Raw genomic sequence first — 24,943 nt, forward strand, 5'->3', positions numbered from 1 at the left:
GGGAGTCCCTGACCGTGCAGACCGAACACTCGACCCTGTCCTGGCTCGCCTCGCCACAAGACCGCTCCGTACTCTGCCTGCCGGGGACGAACAGAGCCCGGCCGCCGGCGGCCACATGGGAGATGGCGAGCGGCGCGGCAGCGAAGGTGGGCGTCACCCGGGTCGCCGACATCACCCGGCTCGACACCATCGGCATCCCGACCTTCCAGGCGATCCGGCCCCTGTCCAGGACGCTCGCCGTCTCCCAGGGCAAGGGGATGACGCCCGAGCTGGCGAAGGTGTCCGCGGTGATGGAGTCGGTGGAGACCTGGCACCTGGAACAACCCGTATCGCCCGACCGTACGGCCGCTCCCCGCGACATCGGCGCGGAACTGGGCTACGACGTCGCCGCCTTGGCGCCCTGCGTACCGAGTCTCCTGCACGACGGGCTGCCGCTTGACTGGGTGGCGGCCAGATCGCTCGTGGACGGCGCGCGGACCTTCGTCCCGGTGAACCTGGCCCGGCTGACGTTGGAGGAGAACACCGACTGGAACCCGCCCGTCTTCTTCGAGTCGACGAACGGTCTGGCCAGCGGAAACACGCTGGTGGAGGCCGCTTTGCACGCGCTGTGTGAAGTCATCGAGCGGGACGCGATGACGGCGGCCGTCAGACAGGGCGGGGAGATGGGCGTACGCGTCGATCCGCGCACGGCGGGATCGGCGGTGGCCGACGAGCTGTGCGAGCTGATCGAGCGGGCCGACGTCACCCTCGAGGTGCGCTTCGTGCCGTCGCCGACCGGTCTGCCGTGCTTCCTGTCCTGGGTCGCCTGCCACGACTACCCGGCTCCGATGTTCGGCTTCGGCTGCCACCTCGGCACGGAGATCGCCCTCACCCGCGCCATCTCCGAAGCGGCCCAGGCCAGGCTCGCGTACATATCGGGGGCGAGGGACGACCTGCGGACCGATTTCGGCCAGGTGGACGTCGGCCGCCTGAAGGACGCCCGGTCCGGCTCGGCGGCCGACATCGGCGGCCTCGTCGCGGAGCCCCCGCGGCACGACAGCCTCGTCGATGACCTCGCCCACGTGGTCCGGCAGTCGGCCGAGGCCTTTTCCCACCCGCCCGTCGTGGTCGACCTGACGCGGGACGAGATCGGGGTTCCGGTCGTCAAGGTCGTCGCGCCGGGGAGCCGCGTGTGTCCGGAGGTGTTGTAGTGAGCACGCCCAGAGTGGTGGTCTACGCGGGGCCGACGATCTCGGCGGCCGATGTGCGCGCGGCGCTCCCGGAGGCCGAAGTCAGGCCGCCGGCGGGCCGCGGCGATCTGCTGGCGGACCAATGGCAACCCGGGGACGTCGTCGTCGTCATCGACGGCTACTTCCGGGAGCGGCGGTCCGTCGGCCACAAGGAGATCCTCCAGGTGCTCACCGAAGGCGTGGACGTCGTCGGCGCCGCGAGCATGGGAGCGCTGCGGGCCGCGGAACTGGTCCCGTGCGGCATGCGGGGCCTCGGCGCCGTCTACGAGATGTACGCCTCGGGCGAGATCGACGGGGACGACGAAGTCGGCGTGCTGCACGGCCCGGCCGAAATGGGCTACCCCGCGCAGACCGTGGCACTGGTGAACCTGCGCTACGGCTGCAAGGAGGGAGCCGAGACCGAGCTGATCCCGGCGGAGGCCGGGCAGCGGATCGTGGCGGCCGCCGCGGCGCTCCCCTTCACCCACCGCGGCTGGAAGGACATCGAGCGCTCCCTGGACGAGCAGGACCACGACGCCCTGCGGACGCTGGAGGAGATGATCGGCTCGGGCGTCTGGGACGTGAAACGGCTCGACGCCATGACGGCCCTCCGGGCGATCGCCCGCCGTGGCGCCGTGGCACCCGCTCCCTTCACGGCCGAGGTGCCGGTCACCGGGATCAGCCGTACCCAGTCCTTGATCCGCAGGACCCGGCGGGAGCACGCCCCCGGTCGGTCGATGTCGGACCTCGACGTCCTGGACGCGGCGCGGTTGTTCGACGCCGACTACCCCGCGCTGCACGAGAGCGTCCTGACGGGAGTGCTGGAAGACCTCGCTGCCGCCAGGGGCATGACGTTCGAGGCGTACGCCCTGGCCAAGCTCGGGCTCGACGGGAGCGCGCAGCTGCCGGACCCCCTCGCCCGCTGGTTCACGGAGTCGGAAGCGGCCGAACTCACGGTCGCGGACCGGACCCGGCTCCTCATGGTCAGGGTGTGGCCGGTGTGGCGGTCGGTCGACTGGAGACCGGCGGTCCTGGCCCGCCTGCGCGAGTCCGAGCACTGGAACGAGTGGTGCGAGCTCGTCGTCCGGGCCGACGAGGCGACGGAGCAGGCCCGGCCCCGACTCGTGGTCCCGCCGCCGGCGATGTGCGCGAAGCTCTTCCTGCGCCACTGGCAACGGCGGGACACGTCACCGGAGGTCGAAACGGCCCGACGGGGATTCGCCGGCCTCGACGAACTGGGCGGGGCGGTCACGAGGTTCTTCGCCTACGACGTTCGACGCGGCCGCGGACGGGGCACTGCCGGGGCACGGTGAGCCGGGCGCCGGGCACCGCGGCCCGGCGCCCGTACCGCCTCCCCGGAGGCGGGGTGTCGCCCACCGCGTCCGCTCCCCTACAGTGCGTGATGCCCGCACCCGGTCGGTGACGACGTACAGGAGCACACCCGTGGCCACCCACGCCCGCCCCGGCAGCCTGCCGAGCCCGCCCCCGGCCGGTCGCCGGGTGCCCGAGCTGGAACCCGCCCTCGTCGAGCAGTGGCGGGCCGGGGGAGGGGAGCTCATCGACCTCTTCACCCGGGCGCGCGAACGCCTCGGCGGCGTCGCCGCGTTCCGGCTCGCGCCGCGCCCCACCGTCCTGGTCACCGACCCCCGGGCCGTGCAGCACGTGCTCGCGCTCCACCCCGACCGGTACGTGAAACGCTCGCACCGCGCCCGGCTGCTGATCGGCGATGGCGTCCTGGCCGCGACGGGCGAGGCGTGGCAACGGCAACGGCGGCTGCTGCAGTCCCAGTTCACCGGGCCGGGCATGCGCCGCTACGAGCAGCGGATCACCGAGGCCGCGCGGACCACCGCCGCGCGCTGGGCCTCGTACGCCCACACCGGGGAGGTCTTCGACGTCGGTGACGAGATGCGCCGCTTCGCCCTGGACACCATCTGGCGGTCCCTGACCGGGCATCCCCTCGACGCCGACACGGCGCGCGAACTGGCCGCCGTGCCCACCGTGGTGGCCGCCATGCCCAGCCTGCCCGCGGACGGCGCCGCCGCCCGAGGGGCCGTCGCCGCCGAGCTGGCCCGGATCGACGCCGTGGCGAGCCGCGCGATCGCCGCCGCCCGCGACGGCGCGGTCGGACCCCACGGCCCGGGCCTGCTGCACGTCCTCGTCGAGGCCGCCGGAACGCGCCCCGAGTACACCGACCGGCTGATCCGCGACGAGCTGGTCACCCTGATGGTCGCCGGGCACGAGACCACCGCGTACACCCTGACCTGGCTCCACCTCCTGCTGGACCGGAACCCTCAGGCACGCGAGCAGGCCCTCGCGGCGGGCCCCGAGGGCTCCCCGGAGCGGAGGCAGGCCCTCCAGGCGCTCGTCCAGGAAACGCTGCGCTTCTACCCGTCCGCCTGGATACTGCCGCGCCGTGCGGAGGAGGACGACGTCCTCGCCGGGTACGAGGTCGAGGCCGGCGCAGACGTGCTGGTCTGCCCCTACCTCACGCACCGGGACCCCGAACTCTGGGAAGACCCCGAGCGGTTCGATCCGGGCCGCTTCACCACCCCCGGCCGCCGCCCCACCCACCCGGGGAGCTACCTCCCCTTCGGCATCGGGCCCCGGGCCTGCCTCGGCCTGCAGTTCGCCCTCCGGGAAACGACCGTCCTCCTCGAACACCTGCTGCCCGCCCACACCCCGCGCTTCCGCTCGACCCCGGCCAAGGCCGTGTACGGCCTCACCGTCCACCCCGGCGGCCCGACGCCCGCAACGCTGCGCTAGGGCCTGTCCGGCGGAAAAACACTTGGACTGCGCGGGCGCTGCCGCGGGACACTGCGGACCTTGTCCTTCTGGTCCGACAAGGCAGGGTTGGGATGGGATCGCCCGAATCGCACGAAGGTTCGCCGGGCAGGGGCTCCGTGCTCCTCGCGCTTCGCTACTACGGCCGGGAGCTGGCCAGACTGCGGTGGCTCACGGCTCCCGCGATGCTGCTCCCGGCGCTGGGCAACATCGGCATCAACTACATCGCGCCGCTGGTCGTCGCGAAGCTCGTCGGCCACATCGCGGGAGACTCCGGTACCGACCTCGACATCGGCTCGATGCTTCCCTACCTGCTGGCCTTCGCCGGTGCGCTGCTGGTCGGCGAGACGCTGTGGCGCATCGGATTCCACTGCATCAACCGCGTCGACGCCCGCGGCATCGAGCACCTGTACGTGATCGGCATGGAAGAGCTGTACGCCAAGGACGCCTCGTTCTTCCACGACAACTTCGCCGGGTCGCTGACCAAACGGGTCCTCAGCTTCGCCTCCCGCTTCGAGGAGTTCGTCGACACGCTGACCTTCTCCGTCATGGGCAGTTTCGTGCCGCTCGTGTTCGCCTCGGTCGTGCTGTGGCAGTACGACCCGCTGCTCGTGGCCGGGCTCCTGGCGCTGATCACGTTCACGGCGCTGTGCGTCACACCGCTGATCCGGCGCCGCCAGGCGCTCGTCGCCCAGCGCGAGGAGGCGATCGCCCGGGTGTCGGGCCACGTCGCCGACAGCCTGATGAACATGGACACGGTCCGGGCGTTCGCCGCCGAGGAACGCGAGGCCGCCGAACACCGCTCCCGCGTCGCGGAGTCCCGCCGGCTCATGCTGCGTTCGTGGGACTACGGCAACCTGCGCATCGACACGGTGGTCGCGCCCATGTCCGTCCTGACCAACGCGCTGGGCCTGCTGCTCGCCGTCTCGCTCGGCGCGGGGGACCACGGCGTGGAGGCGATCATCGTCGCCTTCACCTACTACGCGAGCGCGACACGGATCATGTTCGAGTTCAACCAGATCTACCGCCGCCTGGAGAGCTCGATGACGGAGGCGGCGCAGTTCACCGAACTGCTGCTGACACCGTCGACGGTGCTCGACCCGGTCTCGCCGGAGCCGCTGCGGTCCCAGGCCGCCGACGTACGCTTCGAAAAGGTGACCTTCGCGCACGCCGGTGCGGGCAAGGAGCCGCTCTTCGAGGGCCTCGACCTGACCGTGCCCAGCGGTACGAAGATCGGCCTCGTCGGCCGGTCCGGCGGCGGCAAGACCACGCTCACCCGGCTGCTGCTGCGCATGACCGACATCGACGCCGGCCGGATCCTGATCGGCGGGCAGGACATCAGCAAGCTGTCCCAGGCCGACCTGCGCAGCATGATCGCGTACGTGCCGCAGGACCCGGCGATGTTCCACCGCACCCTGCGCGACAACATCGCGTTCGCCCGGCCGGACGCCACCGACGCCGAGATCCGCCGGGCAGCCGAGGCCGCGCACGTCACGGAGTTCGCCGACGGGCTCCCGGACGGCTTCGACACCATGGTGGGCGAGCGCGGCGTGAAGCTGTCCGGCGGCCAGCGCCAGCGGGTCGCCCTCGCCAGGGCGATCCTGCGGGACGCGCCGATCCTGCTGCTCGACGAGGCGACCAGCGCCCTGGACTCGGAGAGCGAGATCCTCGTCCAGGACGCGCTGTGGCGACTCATGGACGGGCGGACGGCGCTGGTGGTGGCGCACCGGCTGAGTACGGTCGCGGGCATGGACCAGCTCGTCGTCCTCGACCGCGGCCGGATCGTGGAACAGGGCACGCACCAACAACTCCTCGCCGTGGAGGGCGCCTACGCGAAGCTCTGGCAGCACCAGTCGGGCGGCTTCCTCGACGAGACCCCTGCCGGAGCCGACGTGCCCTGAACCCTCGCGGCCCGCAGGCTCTACCGGGGGCCCGGGGTCGCCGCTATCGTCCGGACGTGACCGGTAGCGGACCCCGGGTGTGTGGAGGTCACCATGGCGGACGAGCGCCCTGCCCGAGCACCGCGGCTCCCACCGCGCTGGTTCATCCGCCTGTTCTGGTCGGCGCACCGCGCCGTGCACCGGGTCTCCGGACGCAGGGTCGGCCTGTGGCGACCGGGCGCGAGTCGTCGACGGGCATGGGGCACGCTACGGCTGACCACCACCGGGCGCCGCACCGGCGGGCAGCGCAGCGTCATCATCGGATACTTCGAGGACGGCCCGAACCTGGTCTCCCTGGCCATGAACGGCTGGGGCGCGGGCGAACCCGCCTGGTGGCTCAACCTGCGCGCGCACCCGGACGCCACCGTCGACCTGGTCGACGGCCGGCGCCCGGTGCGCGGTTACGCCGCCACGGGCGAGGAGCGCTCCCGCCTGTGGGCCCGCTGGCGCGAGATCGACACGCACCTGGACGCGTACGCCGCGCTCAGACCGTCCGAGACGACGGTGGTGGTCCTGGAGCCGAGGCCGGGCGCGGCATCGGACGCGACGCGGGGTGAGTGAACGGCGTACGCCTCACCCCGTGACGGTCACCCGGTGAAGAAGCCCGGTGTCCGCAGGTCCGGAGTGCCGATGAGGGCGGCCCGGTCGAGCAGGATGTTGTTGTTCTCGCAGCTCGTCTCCGGGAGCAGCACGCACGCGTGACAGGCCGCCAGGTTGAGACCGTCCGCACCGCTCGCCTCGGACTCCATGCAGAGCGGGTCGTTGGAGCACCAGCGCGCCCGCTGGAGGGCCGCGCGCAGCGTGGCGTCCAGGCGGTCGGGATCCCCCTGGGCCACGATGCCGCCGAGACTGCCCGCGGAGTCGCTGGTGGCGGTGTAGATGAGCACGCCCGCCATCTCCTCGTCCGCGTACAGCCGCTCGCGGAGCGCGGCGGCCGGATACCCGCCGTCCAGACTCCATTCGTTGATCAACACGTGCGCGAGCGTGTGCAGCAGCACGAAGCGGGGCGTGGCCTGGGACGTCGGTACGGGCTTGCCCGAGGGGCCGATGCGCTCCCGCAGCAGCCGCTCGTGGTTGTGCCGGATCCTTCGGGCGCGGGCGTCGACGCCCGGATGCTCCTCCTCCCAGGCGCGCAGGCGCTCGTTGTCCAGCCGCAGGAACACGCCTTCGCCGCTCACCTCGAACGCGGGCAGCCAGTCGGGCTTCTCCAGGGAGATCGCCGCGCGGCGCTGGGGGCCGTCGGCCGGGCTCGGCTCCTCCACCCGGCGGAACGACTGCAGCGCACGGACCTCGCGCAGCCGCTTGAGCAGCATCACCTGCGCCACGCCGTGGGACGCGCGCAGCGCGTCGATCGGGTCGACGGGGGGCTCGCAGACGAAGTCCTGGTCGGCGGCGTCCTCACGCTCGGGGTGCGGCTTGCACAGGCTGTCGTACTCACCCCGGTACAAGTCGGCACGGGCGTCGTCGTCACCCTCCGCTTCCTCGGGCGGCTCCGACTCCTGGGCGCGCCAGCGCTCCACGCAGGCGACGACCTCGTCCGGCGTGTACTGGGGATGGTGCTTGAGGACGTTCTCGACCTGGACGTACCGGCGGATGAAGGCGGCGTCCTCGTCCTTGAGCTTGGCGTAGACACGGGCGGTGATCTTGTCGATCCCCTCGCTCCACGGAGGAATCGACAGGGCCGAGTGCATGACGGGGAACCACACCGAAGAGGAGCCTCGCTGGAGCGTCCTCGGCGGCTCGTCGCAGCCTTCCGCCGGGGCGTCCTTGAGCCACGGCCGGCGACCGCCGCAGCGGATGCCGAGGTCCCTGAGGGCCTGGCGTCGGAAGGCTCCTTCCATGGAGACCTCCTCGGCCCCACAGCTGCAGGCGATCCGCACGGCGCGCAGCGACGCCGTCGATCCGTCGGCGTGGAAGCTCAGTTCGCCCCCGCACGTGCCCGGTTCCGTGCGGCGCGTGCCCCGGTGCACCCACTTCCAGAAGGGGAAGTCCTCCAGATGCCCGCGGGTACAGGCCATCACGAAGCGGGACGGGACGAGGCTCTCCTGGCAGGTCGAGCACTCGGCCTTGCCCGTGGGCGGGTTGAACTTGCGGAACGGCTGGAGGAGCCGACACGCGGGGCACGAGTACATCACCGGGAACCGCACGGCCCGCACGCCGTCGGTCGCCCTGTCGGGATCGGGCGCCGGGGGCAGTCGGAAGCCCTTCACCCCGAGCTTCCGCGACAGCCGCGGCTCGATGATGAACGGGGCCTCGGAAACGTCCCAGGAATCGACGCCGCGGACGAGGAAGGACTCGTTCTCCACCGCGATCACGGCACCCACGCCATAGGTGGTGACGAGCTGGGCGCGCCGGACCTCACCGAGGCGACGGGCCGTCCGGACGGGGCCGGCGGGAAGCCCGCGGCGACGCAGACGGGGATTGGCGGGGCTCATGATTCAGCGCTCCTCGAAGAAGGTGGACGAGGCGTCCACGTCACGCAGACTCCACAGGGTCGGCAGGCCCGCGCCGTCCGTCTCGTCGTCGTAGCCGCTCAGCAGAGCGGGGGCACGGTTCGCACGCGTGGATTCGTACACGAGACGGGGTTGTAGGGCCGCCTCGTCCCGCCACCACTCGACGAAGTCGTCGAAGGCCCTGGCGGTGGCCTTGGACTCCGATCCCTCCACCTTCCCCACCCGGTCGAGGAGGATGGGCCGGACCTTCCGTTCGAGGTCGTCGACGAAGTCCTCGACGCGGGCGGCGGCGTCGTTGGGACGGGCGGCGGGGAGCATCAGCCTGGCCAGTGCCACGATCACGGCGTGCAGACCGCGGTCCCGGGCACGCACCGAGAAGGGGGTCACACTGGTGGACTCCACCTCCCGGTACAGGGCGGAGTGGAAGTGCTGGAAGTCCTCGTAGTGCGAACGGTCGCGCGAACGCGTCGAGTTGAGCATGACCGCGACCAGGCCCGGGTGTCGGCGGCCGACGCGGCTCGTCGCCTGGATGTACTCGGCGGTCGTCTGCGGCTGGCCCATCACGGCCATCAGCCCGAGCCGGTCCACGTCCACGCCCACCGAGATCATGTTGGTGGCGAGGAGGACGTCCAGGACGTCCGACATCGGCAGGTGACGCTCGACTTCCTTGAGGCGCCTGGAGATGTCGCTCGCGTTGGCGCGGCTGCTCAGCTCCGTGAGACCGGTGACCGGCCTGGGTTTGGTGCCGTCGCGCGCGGCGAGGTGTTCGAGGCGGTCCTGGACGTCGTCGAGGACCTGGAGTTCCGCCGAGGAGAGGAGTCGCAGGCTGTTGAAGTACCCGACCAGCGTCCAGTAGGCGTCCTTCACCTCGGGCGTGGCCTCGCAGGTCATCGCACGGTGGAGCAGAGCCGCGTACACCCGGATCAACAGCGTGGACTGGCTGGTGCTCGACGTCAGCAGTCCGACGTACCGACGCGCGGCCTTGCGTTCGCGCGGGGTCTCGACGGCGAACCAGGAGTCGCGCGCATCGATCCCGGCGGGCGGGAACTGGTCGACCGAACGCGCGAAGAGCCGGGTTCCCTGCTCATCGGCGCGACGGATGGTGGCGGTCGAGGCGATGATCTTCGGGCGCTTCGCGAGCGCGTCCACCGCCGTCTCGTAGAGGCCCGTCAGCGTGCCGAGGGGCCCCGAGATCAAGTGGAGTTCGTCCTGGACGATGAGCTCGGGCGGTCGCGTGCCGTCCTCCCGGTCGCGGTTGAAGAGCGCCGCCGTCGCCGGCCGCCACGGCATCGACGCGAACTTGTCGACAGTGGCGATGACCAGTGTGGGACGCGCCCGGTAGACGGCCTCGTCGACCAGATGCACGGGAAGGCCCGAGCCGAAGTCGCAAGACGCCGCCGGGCAGCGGATGTCCATGCGTTCGGCATCCTCGTCGACCGCGTACGCGTCCGGCGAGAGGGCCTCGCCGCACCAGGGGCAGTTCCGCAGCTGGACCGGATTCTCCGTCTGGATGGCCTTCAGCGGATTGGCGCGGAGCTCGGCGATCCTCTCCGCGGCAACGGCCAGCGTGTTGGGCGTCGCCGACCGCCCCACCCACATGCCGATCGAGATCTCCTCGCGGCCGAGGGCGGACGGGTCGGCGGCCCGCAGCCTCTCCATGGCACAGATCAGCGCCGCGGCACGCTCGAACTGCTGCAAGGTCAACAGCCGCAGCGTGTAGCGCATGAGCACCGTCACCCCCGCCCCGGCCTCCCCGTCGCGCAGACGACGGTGGAAGGCGGTGAAGGCGATCAGTCCGAGGTAGGCCTCCGTCTTGCCACCACCCGTGGGGAACCAGAGCAGGTCCGACACGTCGCGGTCCTCGTGGGCGGGGTCGACGATCCCGGCGAGGCACAGGAGCACGAAGGACACCTGGAACGGACGCCACCTGCCGGCGTGCACGTCGGGCGTACCCTGCCTGCCCTCCTTGATCCAGGACGTTCGGGCACGCTGGTCGGCCATGGCGATGTTCGCCAGCCGGAAGGCCCGAAGGATCTCCGGCCGATCGCCGTCCGCCAGCAGATCGACTCCGGCGCGCATCCGCTCCAGAGCCCGGCGACAGCGCCTGAGCTGGTCCCGGGCGACGGACTCGTGCTCCGTGCCCGCCAGCAGCTCCGATTGCCGCGCCTGGGCCTCGATCCACCGCTCGTAGTCGGACAGCAGCCGGCGCAGCGCCCCGACCACGTCCTCGGCAGGGTCCGTGCCGAGCCCGTACATGGTCAGGGCGCGGTCGTCGATGTCCGGATTGGAGTCCGTCAGGAGCACTTCGTGGGACGGTACGAATTCGGTGCGCACGGACGTGACGGCCGGCGGCCGCGGGTCGACGGTGCCGACGGCGGGCGGCGTCCAGTCCCAATGCGCCGCGCAGCCGTGCCCCGTGGCGAAGCTCGGGGCGTGCCGGTGCAGGAGCCGGCTGAGCGCCTGCTCCGAATCGACCGCGCCGAGGGACACGGGACGTACCACGAAGGCGGCGCGATCGCCGTCCTCGGCGGTCACCTCCAGCGTCGGCTGGTAGAAGCAATGCGCGTCGCGGAGGTCGAACATGCCGACCTGAAGGCCGTTGACGACCGTGGCCGTCACGGAGACGGATCCGTCCGGTCCGGACGCGGGGCGGACCAGCACCCTCAGTTCCAACCCCGGGTCGTGCAAGGTGACGGCGTCGCGCGAGCCCGGAACCGTCACGTCCACGACGACCGGTTCCGGACGCAGCGTGACACGACGCCAGCGCTCCCGCTGGGCCCGGGTGCTGCGCGCCTCGGTCCGCTTCGCGGCGACCGGGTTGCCGTCGGCGTCCTCCGGCAGGTAGACGGCGGCCCGGACGACGAAGCGGATCCGCCGGGACACGGCGGGATCCACGGCGAAGGTCAACCCGAACGACGAGGGCATGCGCACGTTGGCCAGGGAGACGCCCAGGTCGTTGGCCTCTTCCTCGCTGTCGCGGCGGGACGGCTCCGGAGCGGAGTCCAGCCCGTCGCGTACGGACTCCAGCTCGCCCGGTTCGGCAGCCACGTCCTGGGGCTTCGGGCGCGGGAACAGTACGCCGACGGGATACATGGTGATCGGGGCGTCGTCGACGAGCACCTCGTCCTCGCCGCCCACCGGCCCCAACAGGTCGCCGCGCAGGGACTCCACCAGCGAGTCGCGGACCTCGTAGTGCTCGCGGTGAACCGACTCACTCATCGTCTTCCCCCTTGGTGCCGCCGAACTCGGTGGTCTCGTCGTCGTACCAGTGGAACCGGCCCAGTCCGCACAGTCGGGGCGCCAGCCACACGCCGTGGGGGCCGAGGCCGGCCCGCTCCGTCACCGCGGGACTTCCGGCCACGCTCTCCACCCCGTCCACGCGCAGCCCCGAGATCCGAAGCGGCCAGCGGTCGACCTCGCCGTGCGCCGTGCGGCGCAGCATGCGGTGCAGATCCGTACGGAACCGCTCCGAAACGACGGCGACGGGGCACCCGCCGACCACCACCGCGTACGGCGGGGACTGGTCGGCCGCGACGGGGATGCCGTGCAGCAGCTCCAGCTCCGCGGGCATCCCGCGCTCCACCGCGTCGTTCAGCCGGCCCAGCAGCGCCACCGGGTCCGAGGGGATGTCCTCGGCGCCGGGGGGCTGTTCGTGGCACACGTCCCGTGCGAGCAGCTCGATCCCGTTGCGCGCCCAGGTGCTGCGTCCCCCGACGTACCAGCGATCGAGGCGCTTGTCCTTGCGCACCAGCCAGGAGTTGGGCGCGTCCAGCACGTACAGATCGTCCCGGGCCCGGGTCATGGCGACGTAGAGCAGGCGGGCTTCCGCGGCCGGGTCGTAGTCGTACCGCTTCCTGTCCACCCGTCGGGGTTCCTTCAGTACGCGCGGCTCCACGAGCAGGACCCGGTCGAACTCCAGACCCTTCGCGCGGTGCACCGTGGACACCACCAGGGGTGACGGCTGCGCCGCGGTGAGTTCGTCGGGCAGCCGCCCCTCGGCCACGGCCCGGTGCAGCGCCCCGACGTCCACGGTGCCGCGCGTGCCCCGGGCGACCTTCCGGATCGAGCGCCACAGCGCCTCGGGCGTGCTGCCCGCCGGGAGCGAGAGGCCGGCCGACAGCTCCAGGAACCGGTCCTGGCCGAGCATCGACGCGCCGGTCCCCGCCAGCAGGCCCGTGATCCACGCGGGCGCCGAGCGCTCGCGCGCGGAGCGTTGCAGGGTGTGCGGGACATCGGCGTCCGCCAGCATGCCGGAGAGGGTGAGGGCCTGGCCGTTGTCCCTGCACAGGATGGCGGTCGTGCCCGGGAAGTCGCGCAGGGCGGACCGTACGTACTCGTCGTCCAGACTGCCGAAGTTCGGCTCCTCCAGCAGGAGCGAACGCAGATCGCCGTGGATGCGCTCCGCCTCGCCCGCGGCCTCGACCGGATCGCGGGACACCCGCTGCAACCGGGTGCCGTAGGGGAGCGCGACCCGGGCCGATTCCGTACGCGCCCGGAAGTTGTCCCCCAGGTGCAGCTCGACCAGGTCCTCGCCGAAGGTGGCGCGGACCCAGTCCAGGAAGCGGTCCGTCTCCTCGGCTCGCTGTTCCGGGTCGGACACCTGGAACCCGTACACGGCCTGGGCGGAATCCCCCACGACCGTGAAGCCGCTGTTCTCTTGGAACCGGTCCAGCAACGACTCGACCATCTCCCGGCGGACCCCGACCAGGTCCTGGACCTCATCGATCACCACGTGCGCGGGCACACCCTGCTCGCCGACCTCGACGGCGCCACGATCGATGGCGGTCGTGGCCGCCTCGATCCGCTCGTCGAACGCGTACGCGCGCCAATCGGTGTCGGGATAGGCGCGCGTCAGCAACGACGACGCCCAGGCGTCGAACGTCTGGGCCCGCACCCGCTGCGCGGCGGAGGCGTGCCGTTCGATCCGCTCGGTCAGTTCGCGCACGGCCGCCCGGGAGAAGCTGAGCACCAGGATCTCCCCGGCCTCCAACTCCTCCCGTTCCACGAGCGCGTCGAGACGTCGTACCAGGGTGTGGGTCTTGCCCGCCCCGGCGCCGGCCGTGACCAGGACGCGGGCGTCCCAGGGCTGGTCCACCACGGCCTGCTGCTCGGCGGTGAGGAGGTGCTGCGCAAGGACCGGTGAACTCATCGGTTCTCACTCCACAGGTACTCGAACTCGGTGAAGGCGAGCTCCTCGCCGAAGTTGGTGATGTTGTCGCGCACGTTGAGGATCAGGCAGGTCGGCTTGCCGCCGTTCTTCGGCCCGCGCAGGCCGCGTCCGATCATCTGCTGGTAGACGTTCGGGCTGAACGTCGGCCGGGCGACGACCACGACGCGGGTGGCCGGCGCGTCGAAGCCCTGGGTGAGCACGCCGTAGTTCGTGAGCACCTGGATGCGACCCTTTCGGAAGTCGTCGATCCGCTTGCGGCGCTCGGCCGTGGGCGTGGCCGAGTCGATCGCGGCGGCCTTGATCTCCCGGTCACCGAGCTTCGCGGCGAGGAACTTGGCGTGCGCCACCGAAGTGGCGAACACCAGGACGGGCCAGTCGTCCGGCATCGCGGCGATCTCGTCGACGATGCGCTGGTTGCGGTCGTGGTCGTCGGCGAGCCGCTGTTCGGCACCCTTGGGCAGCGTGGCGAACTGCTCGGACCGCTTCAGCTCGTCGGGCGTCAGCACGATCTCGCCACCGTGCAGCTCCCGGTGCTTGACCTGGGCCAGCACGCCGATGTCCTGCAACTGCCGGATCGCATCGGCGAGATCACCGTCGAACACGCCGGTGTCGAGCCGATTGCCGAAGCGCTGCACGAGCAGTCGGGTCAGCTCCTCGTTGTTCCGGTAGGGAGTCGCGGTGAGCCCGACCAGGTGCCGGCTCGTCCGGTAGTGGGTCAGATCCAGGTGCGCGAGCAGCTCCGTGTACCGCGGGGACATCGCGGTGTGGGCTTCGTCGACGATGACCAGGGACGCCGTGTCCCGCAGCCAGGCGTAGTCGTCCGTGCCCAGACAGTGGTCGAGCTTGGCGTCGGTGGCGACGACGAGATGGGGTCGACCGTCCACGGGCGTGGCCTCGTTGGTCGTCCACAGTCGGTTGATGACGAGGGGCAGCTCGGGCCCGACCTTGGACCAGACGAACTTCCAGCTCTGCACCGCCTGCTCGCACAGCTCCTCGGTCTGCGCGATCCACAGGACGGGGCCGGGCAGCTCGCCGCTGTCACGCATCCAGCGGATGACGCCCTCCGCCGTCACACGCGTCTTGCCGCTGCCGGTCGGCAGGCTCAGCATGCCGCGCTGCGGCACCGGGTTCGTCAACAGGCGGAGCAGGGCCTGGGCGAGCTGTTCCTGGTACGGGTGCAGCGCGGGGAACTCCGAGGGCCCGTCGACCTCCAACCGGGGATCGAGGGCCGGCACCCGCGAACCGGCGAAGGAGTCGGGGAAGCCCAGGTCGGTGACGAACCGCAGCGCCTTGTCGTTCCCGGTGAAGGAACTCGGAGCCCGGGTCGGGAACTCCAGCGCGAGATCACGCGTGTGCACGCGCAGGATCGACTCGCCATGGGCGTTGAAGGCCATCTCCGCGACCCGACGCGCGTCCGGCTCGGCGCCCTGCTCGTTGAGCTCGCTCTCCATGAGCCCCGGCGGAAGCTCGCCGCGGAGCGCGTCCTCGCCGATCAGCAGAGCGATCTTGTCGATGATGCTCTCGCTCTCCCGCACCGCGCGCAGCCGCGCCTGGAGTTCCTTGTCCTGCGCCTGGCGCTCCTGGAGCGCGAGCGCCTGCTCGCAGCCCTTGAGCCCGAAGCCCCACTTGAACTCCTCGTCGGCGGCGCGCAGGACCTGCAGGCCGTTCAGGGATTCCAGGACGTAGAGCGTCTGGCCCTTGCGCGCCCACTGGAGGGGGTTCGGCTTCACGCCCATGGGCGTACGGACGACCTGTTCGAGCTCCGAGCAACGCTGGATCTTGATGCTGCTCCCGCCGTTGCCGATACGGGTGCGGACCGTGGTGAACTCGTCGAAGAGCGGCGTCGAGGGGCCGGCCTTGACGTGTGAGATCTCCTTGGCGATCACGTCCGAGACCTTGAGCATCCCCCATTCCTCGACCATCGCCTTCGCACTCGCGGCGTCCGCCTTGTCGACGACGAGCAGGGCGGGCAGGCGTTCGCGGACGAGCTCGTTGAAGTCGGCCGTGTTGGTCGCGACGGCGATCTCGGCGTCGGGACGCTCCTCCCAGGTGCTCCCCACCCGGCACCGGGTGGCGATGCCGTCCGGGAACTCGAACTCGACCCGCAGCAGCAGGGCGTAGGCCCGCCCGATGAAGGCGTCGTCCTCGCTCTTCAGCACCCGTTCGAGCAGCTTGCCCCAACGCGCGGAGGGGACGCCCTCCGGGGTCGTCGGCATGTTCAGCCCCTTGGCGATCTCCGGGCCGATCTCCGCGACGGGGAGGATCGCGGCGAACTCCTTGAGCTGCGGGCCGACGGCCTCCGCGACGCGGACCAGGCCCATGGACGTCTTGACGAGACCGTGCTTGGAGATCATCCAGCGCAGCGGGGAGACGATCGCCTGCCGGGAGCTGACGGCCGTGCCGTACTGACTGCTCCAGTTCTGCACGACCCCGGATTCGGGCAGCGCGGCGACGAACGCCGCCCGGCCGTCCTCGGAAAGGGTGGGCAGCAGGTGCAGCGGCCCCGCCGTCGGCGCGCCCTCGACGGTCAGCCGAGAGATGTTCGGACGCGGCGAGTTCGGGGGCAGGGAGCGCAGGTGCCGCTCGTGGACGCTCTCGCGGTACTCCTCGAACCACCAGTCCTTGCCCGGTCGGTGACCGACCGTCGGGCGGTCACCGAGGCCGAGGTCACGGAACACGGGCCGGTCGCCCTCGTGGAACCCGAGGTCGACGGCGATCGACGCGTCACGGCTTCCGTCCGCGGGTACGACCGGTCCGGGCAGCAGGCAGTCGCGCATCGCACGGTATCGCCCGTCGACGGTGCGGACGTGAAGGATCTCCATGTACTTCGGGACCTTCGCGCGGATGCGGTCCACCTGCGCGTTGCCCCCGGCGCCGCGCAGCAGGAGCCAGAAGTTGGACCACGCCTGGTCGTCGTAGTGCGCGAACCCCTGGTCGAGCACGCCTTCGAAGCGGCCCTGGGCGTCGGCGACGCGGATGCCGATGTTGTGCAGGTGCCGCCCCATCTCGGGGCGTTCGGAGATGCGCGAGTCGACGTAGTCCATGTCGTCGCGCAGGGAGTCGGCCGCGGTCCGGTGGAAGATCTCGCCCGCGACGGCGGCCATCATGCCGTTCTTCTCGGTCAGTACGATCTTCGCGCGCCGGGCCTCGGCCGTGATGTCGGAGTCGCCCCGCAGACGGCCGGCCTGATCCTTCATCACCATGGAGGAGAGGATCTCGATGGCGTGGCACGAGGACTCCGGGGTGCCGTCGGCGACCAGGGCCTCCAGCCAGTCCTTGACGCTCTCGGGCTTCTTCCCGGCGGCCTCCAGTATGTGGTTCACCTTGCCGCGGCGCAGGCCCTGGGCGTCGGCGTCCACGGAGGGGTGGAGCCATCCGGCGGGCCGGCCCTCGTACTCCGACCAGATGCGCACCCACTCCTTCTCGAGGTTGGCCGGCGTGATGAAGAGTTCCTTGGGGCGCTGCAGCCTGCCGTCCTGGTCCGGGAGGGAGGGCAGCTCGGCCGCCAGGGCCCACACCGTCCGCAGGAGGTAGTCGTCCGCCCAGTTCAGCTTCTCCTTGGTACGGCCGGGAAGCAGCGGAAGGTAGGCGGCGGGGTCCTCGGCCGGTACGAGCGCGGGCAGGGTGTCGACGATCAGACGGGCCGCGGCGCGCAGCAGCTCCAGGTTGAACGGGTTGCCGTCGAGCAGGTGCTGGCGGTCCTCGTTCGTCTTCCAGGGGGCGTTGAGGATGCCGGTCAGCGACACCTCGTACTTGGTCGGGAAGAACGCCCAGAAGGAGCCCTTGCCCCCGGGCACGGTGTGCAGGCCGTCGTTGCGGACCGTGTACTGGGGCACGGCCCACGAGACGTCGAGTTCGGGGCGGTTGTGCAGCTCGCCGGCGCTGGCCTCGACCTCGGCGGTGGGCGCGTGGGAGATGGTGAACACCTTCCACTCCTCGATGGTCTGCTTCGCGCCGGTGGCCACCTCCTTGAGGACGCGGTGGACGCCGTTGGGCTCGACCGAGATGTCACGCCGGACGGGGGGCAGCTTGCGCTCGTCGTGGAGGAGGACGTGCCCGACGTGCGAGGAGAAGAGCTGGAAGTGCGAGGGGAACGCTTCCGTCTCCCGACCGTCGCGGGACTTGTGGCCCTTGATGTCGCGGGCGAGCCGGTCCGCGGCGCCGGGGAGCAGCGGCAGACGCACGACCGTCGTGGCCCACCGCAACAGCCGGTCCAGGTCGGGGTCGTCCGCGCGCTCCTGCTCGACGTCGAGCGGACGGGCCATCCGCAACACCGGGGTGTCCGTGTCGATGTCGCCCTCCGCGCCGAGGGCCTGGGCGATCTCGGCCGCGGACCAGTCGCGGTCGAAACCGAAGCTGCCGGTGCGGCTGAAGAACTGGGGCGTGTCGCTGACCGAGAGGACGGACTTCACGCCGACGCCGAAGCGACCGATCTGACCGCCGCGCTTGCGGGAGACGCTCATGCGCAGGATCGTCTCGGCGCCCTCGGGGGTGACCGGCGAGCCCTCGTTGGCGCAGTAGAGGTGCCGGTCCGTCAGGACGACGTGCAGCTTGCCGCCCGGGCTCGCGGCGATCTCGTCGGCGGCGTTCTGCACGAGTTCGAACAGCTGGCGCTCGCCGTACCCGCCCTGGGTGATGCGGCGTTCGCCGTTCGCGTGTTCCTGTACCAGCCCCGGATCGACCTTGTACGTCTGCAGCACCACCGCGGACTGGCGCAGCACGGTGGCGATCACGGGGGAGAGCGAGGGGTCGGCGAACTGCCGGTCAGCCATGGAGCACCTGTCTCGAGAAGAGGATCCGAACCGATGACGAATGACGCACTGGGGTGGGGGCCGGCGGAGAGCCGGCCCCCGGGGAGGTTGATGACCCTGAAGGTCAGCGCTCCTTGATCACGATGGTGATGTCGAAGATCTGCTCGCCGTCGCGGTTGCTCACCGTGAACGTCCGGCGCCGCTCGTGGCTGCCGGGACGCCCACTTCGACGGGGGGCAGCCGAATGAACCCGGGAGTCCGCTTCCTTGGACATCTGTTCCCCCCTGGGAATGTGCTTCACGGTTCTGGAATTCGACATGGCTCTGCCACGACGGAATTGCCGCCGATTTCGTTCCGGTGAAGCGGAATTTCATTGAAGCTAGCCGGTCGATCATGGTCGCGTCCAGCCGATCGACAGGATGGCTGCCGCTGGTGCGGACTCGCTCGTGGTGCGGTCGAGATCCCCCTGGCCGAAGGGGCGTTGGGGCGGAGACCGGCCATGGCCGATTTTGGACATGGCTTCGCCCGAGCGGGATTGTGTCCCCCTGCCCGCTCCGCGATGGGGAGGGGCGTCATCGAAACTACCGGAACGATCATGGTCGCGTCCAGCCTCCCCGAAGGGCCGCTGATCGGCGATGGGTCCGTCCCTGAAAGTCGGAATTCCGGCAATTCCTCGAAGGGTTTGCTGGCGCGCACCGGGCGGGGGATGTCAAATGGCGTTTGACGTGATCTTGATTGTCAAATCGCCCTGGTAGGCTGCCCCTTGATCGTCAAGAGGGACGGACTGGGAGGGGCGGCCATGGAAGACGGCGAGGACTTCGGGGTCTGGCTCGGACGTCAGCTCCGACGGAGCGGCCTGACGCAGGCCGAGTTCGCCGAGCGGCTCGGGCTGACCCGTGCCGCCGTGTCCGCGTGGGTGACCGGCAGGGCGCAACCGCGTGTCGAGCTGATGCACAGGATCGCGGAGTTGCTCGACACCGATGTCTCCACCGTGCTGACGCGGGACACCGATGCCGGGTCCGCGCGACCGATCGGATGGCACCACCGCCTCGCCCACCGCGACGGTGGGCGGGAGTACGGCAACGCGGCGGCCTTCGCGTTCCATGCCGGGCTGGCCGTGCTCGCGCGCGAGACAGTACAGAACTCCTTGGACGAGCGGCTCGATCAGACCCGCCCCGTGCGCGTCCGCTTCACCCTGCACGAGCTGAGGGGCGAGACCCTCCAGGCGTTCCTGGCCGCTTTGAGGTGGGAGGAACTGGAGGCTCACTACGAGGCCGCGGCTCGGTCCCGACAGAAGGTCGGCCGGGTGCTGGAGGAGGCACTGCGAGCCCTGCGCGACGAGTCGTCGCTGCTGCTCCTGCGGGTGGACGACTACAACGCGGCCGGGCTCACCGGCCCGGAGTACGGGGACGGCCGGTTCGCCGCCGTGGTGCGGCGGCAGCTCGACAGCCACAAGCGCAATGACCGCGCGGGCGGGTCGTTCGGGCTCGGGAAGGCCACCCTCTGGGCGGCCAGCCGTCTCGGTCTGGTGCTGATGAACAGCACCTTGTCGGAGAGCCACGAGGGGCGCACGGCCCGTCGCGTCATCGGACGGCTCGACCTCCCGTGGCGAGAAGTGGAGGGCGTCGCCTACGCCGGACCGGCATGGCTCGGCGAGCCGGACACGGAGAAGGAACGCGAGAGCGTCTCCCGATCCTGGTGGGCGGACGAGCAGGACGTCGCGGACCTGCGGCTCGACCGCGACAGCGACGACCCCGGTACGTCGTTCCTCGTCGTCGGCGCCCATGACGCGGCCGGTGCCGGCAACACGCTCCAGGAGATGGCCGAGGCCCTGAGCGTCGCCATCGCCGACAACTTCTGGGCCGCCATGACCGCGGGTCGCTCGACCCCGGCGACCCTGGAGGCCTCCGTCCGCGCCTTCCGCGACGACGAGACCGTCGTTCCCGAGCGCCGGGTCGATCCGCACGAACGCCACCCGGCGCTCGCGCGCGCCTTCCGGGCCTACCTCGACGGTGAAACCGTCACCGAGCTCACCGCCGCGGACCAGGTCGCCGCGGCCGAGGTGCGGCTGGACGTCCCGCCGCCGCGGTCCGAGGGGCGCAAGGCCGCACCGGTCACCCACCGGGCGGTCCTGCTGGTGACGCCCGCCGCGGACTCGGACGAGGACCACAGCCGCATCGTGTGCATGCGAGGCACCCGCATGACGGTCACGTCCCGTCGCCCGCGGAGTCTCGGCATGGGAGTCGACCCCTTCCAGGCCGTACTCCTCGCAGGGTTCGCCACCGGTGACGACGGCGAGGCGGTGCACGCCGCCGAGGCCTTCCTCCGGGCCGCCGAGCCGCCGGAACACGACCGGTGGGGCGTCACGGAGGAAGTGTCCGCGCTGTATCCCAACGCCCCGCGACGGCTGACCGAGTTCAACGCCGGCATGGACGCCGCGCTCCGCGGCCTCATCGGCCGTCGCGGCGCCCGCGAGGTCTCCGCCGGGCCCGAGGTCCTCCGGAGCCTCCTTCGGCTCGACGTGCCCGCGACGGCCACCGGGCGGCGCGGGCACGGGTACCCGGTCGTCGAACGCGTCACCGGACGCGTCGATTCCGAGGGAGCGTGGACCCTCGACGTGACGGTGACGGTGCCGCAGCGCGAGGACCCGTGGCGCCTCGTTCCCGTCGTCCGGTTCGACGTGCGCTCCGGCGGGAGGCCCGCCCTGGAGTGGGCCGAACTGACGGCGAAGGAGAACTGCGCCGTCCTCGACGGCACGGTCGTCGTGGCACCCGAGGTGCGCACCGTCCGGTTCGGCGGGGTCACCGCCGTCGGCAGCCATCCCGTCGCCGCCGCCCTGGCAGGCGTGATCGTGGACATCCAGCAGGCACGGGAGGCCTCCGCATGACCACCGTCTACCCCTACCCGACCCTCGTCGGAAAGATCGACGTCACCGTGCGGCAGGCCGGTATCGACGGGGTTCCCCTGCAGCTGTCCCTCGTGTCCCAGCGGGAGCGCGTCGTCGCCTTCCACCAGGTCGAACGCGACGACTGGGTGGAGGGACTCCTGGAGCTGGAGGTCTCCGTCCCCAACGACGAACTGGCCGACGGCCCTTGGGCCGGGGTCACCTGCGTCGCGGTGCTGACCGAGGGAGCCACGAACACCCGCGTGGTCAGCCGCCTCCAGCGGGCCCGCGGCGAGAAGCACTGGCACGGCGAGATGCGCGTCCGACGCTCGGAGCACGTGGCCCGCGCCGTCCTCGAGGTGAGTGTCGTGGGCAGCTACGGGGGTGTCGACGGCCGGATCATCGGTGTCTGTGACACGCCGTGGGTCATCGACTTCCTCGCGCGGACGGCCACACGTCAGCGCGATACGGAGATCGTGGAGGAGGACTTCCGCGACGGACCGCGGGAATGGCTCCGCCCGTTCAAGGACGCCCCGTGGTTCGTCGACACCACCGGCGACATGCCGACCATCCTGCTGAACACGTCCTTCGAGGGACTCACCGGTCTGCTCAACGCGGCCCGGGGCCCGCTGGAGAAGGCGACGGCAGGGCTCGTGGCGGCCCACATCGCCGGCGAGGTCTGGGCCGCGATGTTCCACGCCGCCCTCGGCGACCTCGAACAGGACGAGAACGGGACGCCGCACCTTCCGGGTGGATGGCGGGAGTCCGTCCTGCGCGCCATGCTCCCCGACGTCCTTCCGGGCCGTCCGATCGCCGACGCCCTGACCGAGGCCCACGGCCGACGCAAGGAAGGCGTCGGCTGGGCCGAGCTGCTGCCCCGGATCCAGTACGCGGCCTCACGACGGGCCCAGGTCCCCAAGAACCTCACTTCGACGATCCGAGCCGTGTCGCGCGCCCAGGAAGGACCGGTCCGATGACGTCCACCCCGTCCGAAGCCCCCGAACGCCTGGCGGCACTTCCCTCCGCGGCCGTCTCCACGTACCTGACCAGCGGGGTGCGAGCAGGGCAGGAGCCGCTGCCGCGGGTGGCGATACTGCGCGCGAGCACGGCGATCGCGGAGGACTCCGCCCGCTGGGACACCGCTCCCGTACGAGAACTGCTGGACGAGGCGATGTACCGGTTCGCCGGTTCCCGCGCCGGCGCGGACGCCTGGCTCGCCCCCAGGCTGCACGCCACCCTGCGCATGACCCGCTCCGAGGCGGCGCGCCCGGAGCTGTGGAACTTCCTCGCGCTGGCCGTCGCGCCGGACTACGTCCTGTGGCGGCACCTCGCCGTGGGCGAGTCCGGGGACGACGCGGCGAGGCGCGTCAGCACCCCGAGGTTCTCCGGACCCCACTACACGCAGGCCTTCGCCCGGTTGTGGTGGGCGGCCGAGATGTTCCGCGACGGGCACGACTACCGACCGGTCGAGATCGCGTGCGGAAATCAGGACATGATCAACACGGCCCTGCGGTTGGACGCCATCGACCACAAACCCACGGCGTTGGCGATGGTGCGGGTCCTGAAGGGACTGGCCGATTCGAGAGCGACGCGACTGGGCGACCGCGTCAACGCGCTGTGCACGGCGGTGAACGCGGCGGGCAGCACGCTGATGTACGACGTGATCGCACCGCACGACGCGCCCGACCACGACGCCCTGGCGCGGTGGATCGAGGAGTCCGAGGTCGCGCCGGCCGTCCCGTGGGACCGGCTGCCCGACGGCCCCGAGGACGGCACCGCGAGGAGGGCCTCCCTCGACCTCCTCACGGTGATGTTCGAGAGGTTCGGCTCCGCGGCGCCCCTTCGAGACCGCGACCGGGTCCGACCGTCCGATTCCTGAGGCGGTCCGGGGGGACGGGCGCGGTCGGGAGGGGCGGGCCCGCCCGGGGCGGCCTACCGTCGAGGTATGAGCGAGATCGTCGTCGTGTACGAGCTGGACAAGCCGACGGCGGGCGACGCCGAACCGTCCGTCCTCCGCGTGCACGCGGTGCCCGCCGCCCCCGGGAGGGCGGCCGTCGCCGGGCCGCGCACCTACTGCGGCCGGGACACCTTCGCCATGGAGGTGTCCCCGTGGAAGCCCGCCGAGCATCCCGGTGCCACGTGGTACGCCCCGGAGTACGCGAGCCTGGTCTGCGCCGCCTGTGACGACGCCGTGTAGCCGCTACTTCTTCGCGTGCTCGCCGAGGTGGAAGAGCAGGTAGACGAAGCCCGCGAACACGTGCGTCCCGAAGATGTAGAAGAAGGCCCGCAGCGCCACGCCGCGCTCCAACCACCTGGCCTCGGCCCTGGCCCCGGACTCGGGCTCCCCGTCCGGCTTCGGGGCGGCTGCCCGTACGTCGCTCATCCGTGGGTCTCCAAGGGGTATCGGGTCGGTGGGGCGGGCCATCAGGCGGGAATCCGGAATCGTACGAGCATGACCTTGCCCTTGTGCGCGATGGTCGGTTCCACGCTCAGCTCGCCGTCGTACTCGGCGGCCAGCTCCGACACCGTACGCAACCCCGCGCCCATTCCCCGCGACGAAAGATCGGGAAGGCGGGGATCGGCGTCGTCCACGCTGACCACGAGCTGCCCGGAGCCGACGGTGATGCCCACCTCCGCCACGGGTGAGTCATGGGCATGGCGTACGACATTCGTGACGAGTTCGCTGACGACCAGCAGTACGGCGTCCGCGAACGCGGAGCGGGGCTCGACCCCGACCTGGGCGAGCCGGGCGGCCGCCACCTCCCGGGCCCGCGGCACGGCCCCGGGCTCCACGGCAAGGGAGACCACGTGCCGACGCACCTCGGGCCGGGTGTGCTCGACCGCGGATCCGGACCGGCCCCTGCGCCAGGGCAGGAAACGTCCCGCACCCATCACGGACCCGTTCCCCGGTACGGCGGAACCGACACTCTCACAGATCAGCCGCCCCTTCTTCCGCAGCTCCGGACCTTTCCGCCCCTTCGGGCTCCTCCGTGCTGATGCCGTGCTTGCGCGCGAGGCGCAGTGCGTCCTCCAGCTCGTCCTGGGCCAGATCCGCCTCGTACTCGTCCCGCTCGTCGAGCGCGGTCCGGAGCCGGGCGCGAGCCTGCCGCACCCGCTCCCGTGCTGCTTCGGCGAATCCGCCCACTGCGACCGCCTCCCCGACACTTGATCTCCGCAGCACATGGTGATTCGAAGAACTCTGCAATCGTACGGCGGTCCGGCCTGGTCCGAACGGGCGCTTTCCCGTCCGGCGGGTGATGTGGGCGCCCCGCACCGGGTAGGGCGGCGACCATGACCGCAATCAAAATCGTCAGCACGGCGTTCGGCGACCACGACGTGATCCCGCAGCGCCACAGCGGGGAGGGGGATGACGTCTCACCTCCCCTGACCTGGTCGGAGGCGCCGGAGGGGACGGAGGAGCTGGTCCTCGTCTGCGAGGACCCCGACGCGCCGAGTGGGACGTTCCTGCACTGGCTCGTGACCGGTATCGACCCGGGCAGTTCCGGCGTGGCCGAGGGCGGGGTGCCACCCGGCAGCCAGGAGTGGCCCAACGGCTTCGGGCGGATGGGCTGGGCCGGACCGATGCCTCCCCCCGGGCACGGCAGGCACCGCTACTTCTTCCGCCTCTACGCCGTCTCCGAGCCGCTCCAGCTCCCCGGCCGGCCCGACTCCGACGCCCTGCACCGCGCGCTGAAGGGCCGGGAACTGGCCGCCGGAACCCTGGTGGGCACCTACGAGCGCTGACCCGCGCACGAA

At 71.3% G+C, this 24,943-nt stretch carries 18 protein-coding genes; 10 read left to right on the plus strand and 8 right to left on the minus strand.

The window, feature by feature from the left end; genetic code table 11:
- Positions 1-14: 14 nt before the first annotated feature.
- The 5 genes from ACFV9H_RS00110 to ACFV9H_RS00130 all read left to right on the plus strand — a co-directional run bounded on the left by ACFV9H_RS00110 (position 15) and on the right by ACFV9H_RS00130 (position 6,490).
- Positions 15-1,190, plus strand: a complete 1,176-nt coding sequence (locus tag ACFV9H_RS00110; protein ID WP_385391275.1) for a YcaO-like family protein — start codon at positions 15-17, stop codon at positions 1,188-1,190.
- A complete protein-coding gene (locus ACFV9H_RS00115; RefSeq protein WP_385391277.1) occupies positions 1,190-2,521 on the plus strand; it encodes a TfuA-like protein in 1,332 nt (443 codons plus the stop codon). The genes ACFV9H_RS00110 and ACFV9H_RS00115 overlap by 1 nt, the downstream gene beginning before the upstream one ends.
- 130 nt (positions 2,522-2,651) lie before the next feature.
- Positions 2,652-3,971 (plus strand): cytochrome P450, encoded by a 1,320-nt coding sequence (locus tag ACFV9H_RS00120; protein WP_385391279.1) that lies wholly within the window; start codon positions 2,652-2,654, stop codon positions 3,969-3,971.
- Positions 3,972-4,063: 92 nt separating this feature from the next.
- On the plus strand, positions 4,064-5,890 hold the full coding sequence (locus ACFV9H_RS00125; protein ID WP_385391281.1) for an ABC transporter ATP-binding protein: 1,827 nt from the start codon (positions 4,064-4,066) through the stop codon (positions 5,888-5,890).
- Positions 5,891-5,983: 93 nt separating this feature from the next.
- Complete coding sequence (locus ACFV9H_RS00130) at positions 5,984-6,490, plus strand: nitroreductase/quinone reductase family protein (protein ID WP_385391283.1); 507 nt, start codon at positions 5,984-5,986, stop codon at positions 6,488-6,490.
- A gap of 26 nt (positions 6,491-6,516) precedes the next feature.
- On the opposite strand, the gene drmB is transcribed toward ACFV9H_RS00130, so the two are convergent.
- From drmB to ACFV9H_RS00155, 5 genes are all read right to left on the minus strand, one after another.
- Positions 6,517-8,364, minus strand: coding sequence for a DrmB family protein (gene drmB / locus ACFV9H_RS00135; RefSeq protein WP_385391285.1), 1,848 nt, complete (start codon positions 8,362-8,364; stop codon positions 6,517-6,519).
- Between the two features lie 3 nt (positions 8,365-8,367).
- Positions 8,368-11,601, minus strand: a complete 3,234-nt coding sequence (locus ACFV9H_RS00140) for a helicase-related protein (RefSeq protein ID WP_385391286.1) — start codon at positions 11,599-11,601, stop codon at positions 8,368-8,370.
- On the minus strand, positions 11,594-13,531 hold the full coding sequence (locus ACFV9H_RS00145; RefSeq protein WP_385391288.1) for a UvrD-helicase domain-containing protein: 1,938 nt from the start codon (positions 13,529-13,531) through the stop codon (positions 11,594-11,596). The genes ACFV9H_RS00140 and ACFV9H_RS00145 overlap by 8 nt, the downstream gene beginning before the upstream one ends.
- Positions 13,528-18,324, minus strand: a complete 4,797-nt coding sequence (locus ACFV9H_RS00150) for a DEAD/DEAH box helicase (RefSeq protein WP_385391289.1) — start codon at positions 18,322-18,324, stop codon at positions 13,528-13,530. Before ACFV9H_RS00150 ends, ACFV9H_RS00145 begins: the two co-directional genes overlap by 4 nt.
- Before the next feature lie 103 nt (positions 18,325-18,427).
- Complete coding sequence (locus tag ACFV9H_RS00155; RefSeq protein WP_385391290.1) at positions 18,428-18,577, minus strand: hypothetical protein; 150 nt, start codon at positions 18,575-18,577, stop codon at positions 18,428-18,430.
- A gap of 525 nt (positions 18,578-19,102) precedes the next feature.
- Here ACFV9H_RS00155 and ACFV9H_RS00160 point away from each other — a divergent pair.
- The 4 genes from ACFV9H_RS00160 (at position 19,103) to ACFV9H_RS00175 (ending at position 23,384) form a co-directional block, all read left to right on the plus strand.
- Positions 19,103-21,190: a helix-turn-helix transcriptional regulator gene (locus ACFV9H_RS00160; protein WP_385391292.1), complete on the plus strand. Its 2,088-nt coding sequence runs from the start codon at positions 19,103-19,105 to the stop codon at positions 21,188-21,190.
- Entirely contained in the window at positions 21,187-22,164 is a 978-nt protein-coding gene (locus ACFV9H_RS00165; protein ID WP_385391293.1) for a hypothetical protein, read from the plus strand. Before ACFV9H_RS00160 ends, ACFV9H_RS00165 begins: the two co-directional genes overlap by 4 nt.
- The gene (locus tag ACFV9H_RS00170; RefSeq protein ID WP_385391294.1) at positions 22,161-23,066 is read left to right on the plus strand and encodes a DUF6339 family protein; all 906 of its coding nucleotides are present in this window, start codon (positions 22,161-22,163) and stop codon (positions 23,064-23,066) included. Before ACFV9H_RS00165 ends, ACFV9H_RS00170 begins: the two co-directional genes overlap by 4 nt.
- Positions 23,067-23,132: 66 nt before the next feature.
- A complete protein-coding gene (locus ACFV9H_RS00175; RefSeq protein WP_385391295.1) occupies positions 23,133-23,384 on the plus strand; it encodes a hypothetical protein in 252 nt (83 codons plus the stop codon).
- A 3-nt stretch (positions 23,385-23,387) separates the two neighbouring features.
- On the opposite strand, the gene ACFV9H_RS00180 is transcribed toward ACFV9H_RS00175, so the two are convergent.
- The 3 genes from ACFV9H_RS00180 to ACFV9H_RS00190 are packed head-to-tail and all read right to left on the minus strand — an operon-like array spanning position 23,388 to position 24,332.
- Positions 23,388-23,570 (minus strand): DUF6126 family protein, encoded by a 183-nt coding sequence (locus ACFV9H_RS00180; RefSeq protein ID WP_385391297.1) that lies wholly within the window; start codon positions 23,568-23,570, stop codon positions 23,388-23,390.
- A gap of 41 nt (positions 23,571-23,611) precedes the next feature.
- Positions 23,612-24,079: an ATP-binding protein gene (locus tag ACFV9H_RS00185; RefSeq protein ID WP_385391299.1), complete on the minus strand. Its 468-nt coding sequence runs from the start codon at positions 24,077-24,079 to the stop codon at positions 23,612-23,614.
- 37 nt (positions 24,080-24,116) lie between these two features.
- Positions 24,117-24,332, minus strand: a complete 216-nt coding sequence (locus ACFV9H_RS00190; RefSeq protein WP_385391300.1) for a hypothetical protein — start codon at positions 24,330-24,332, stop codon at positions 24,117-24,119.
- Positions 24,333-24,478: 146 nt separating this feature from the next.
- Between ACFV9H_RS00190 and ACFV9H_RS00195 the strand changes: the two genes are divergently transcribed.
- A complete protein-coding gene (locus ACFV9H_RS00195) occupies positions 24,479-24,931 on the plus strand; it encodes a YbhB/YbcL family Raf kinase inhibitor-like protein (protein WP_385391301.1) in 453 nt (150 codons plus the stop codon).
- Positions 24,932-24,943 lie beyond the last annotated feature (12 nt).

The organism is Streptomyces sp. NPDC059874, assembly GCF_042731135.1.
Classification (GTDB): Bacteria; Actinomycetota; Actinomycetes; order Streptomycetales; family Streptomycetaceae; genus Streptomyces.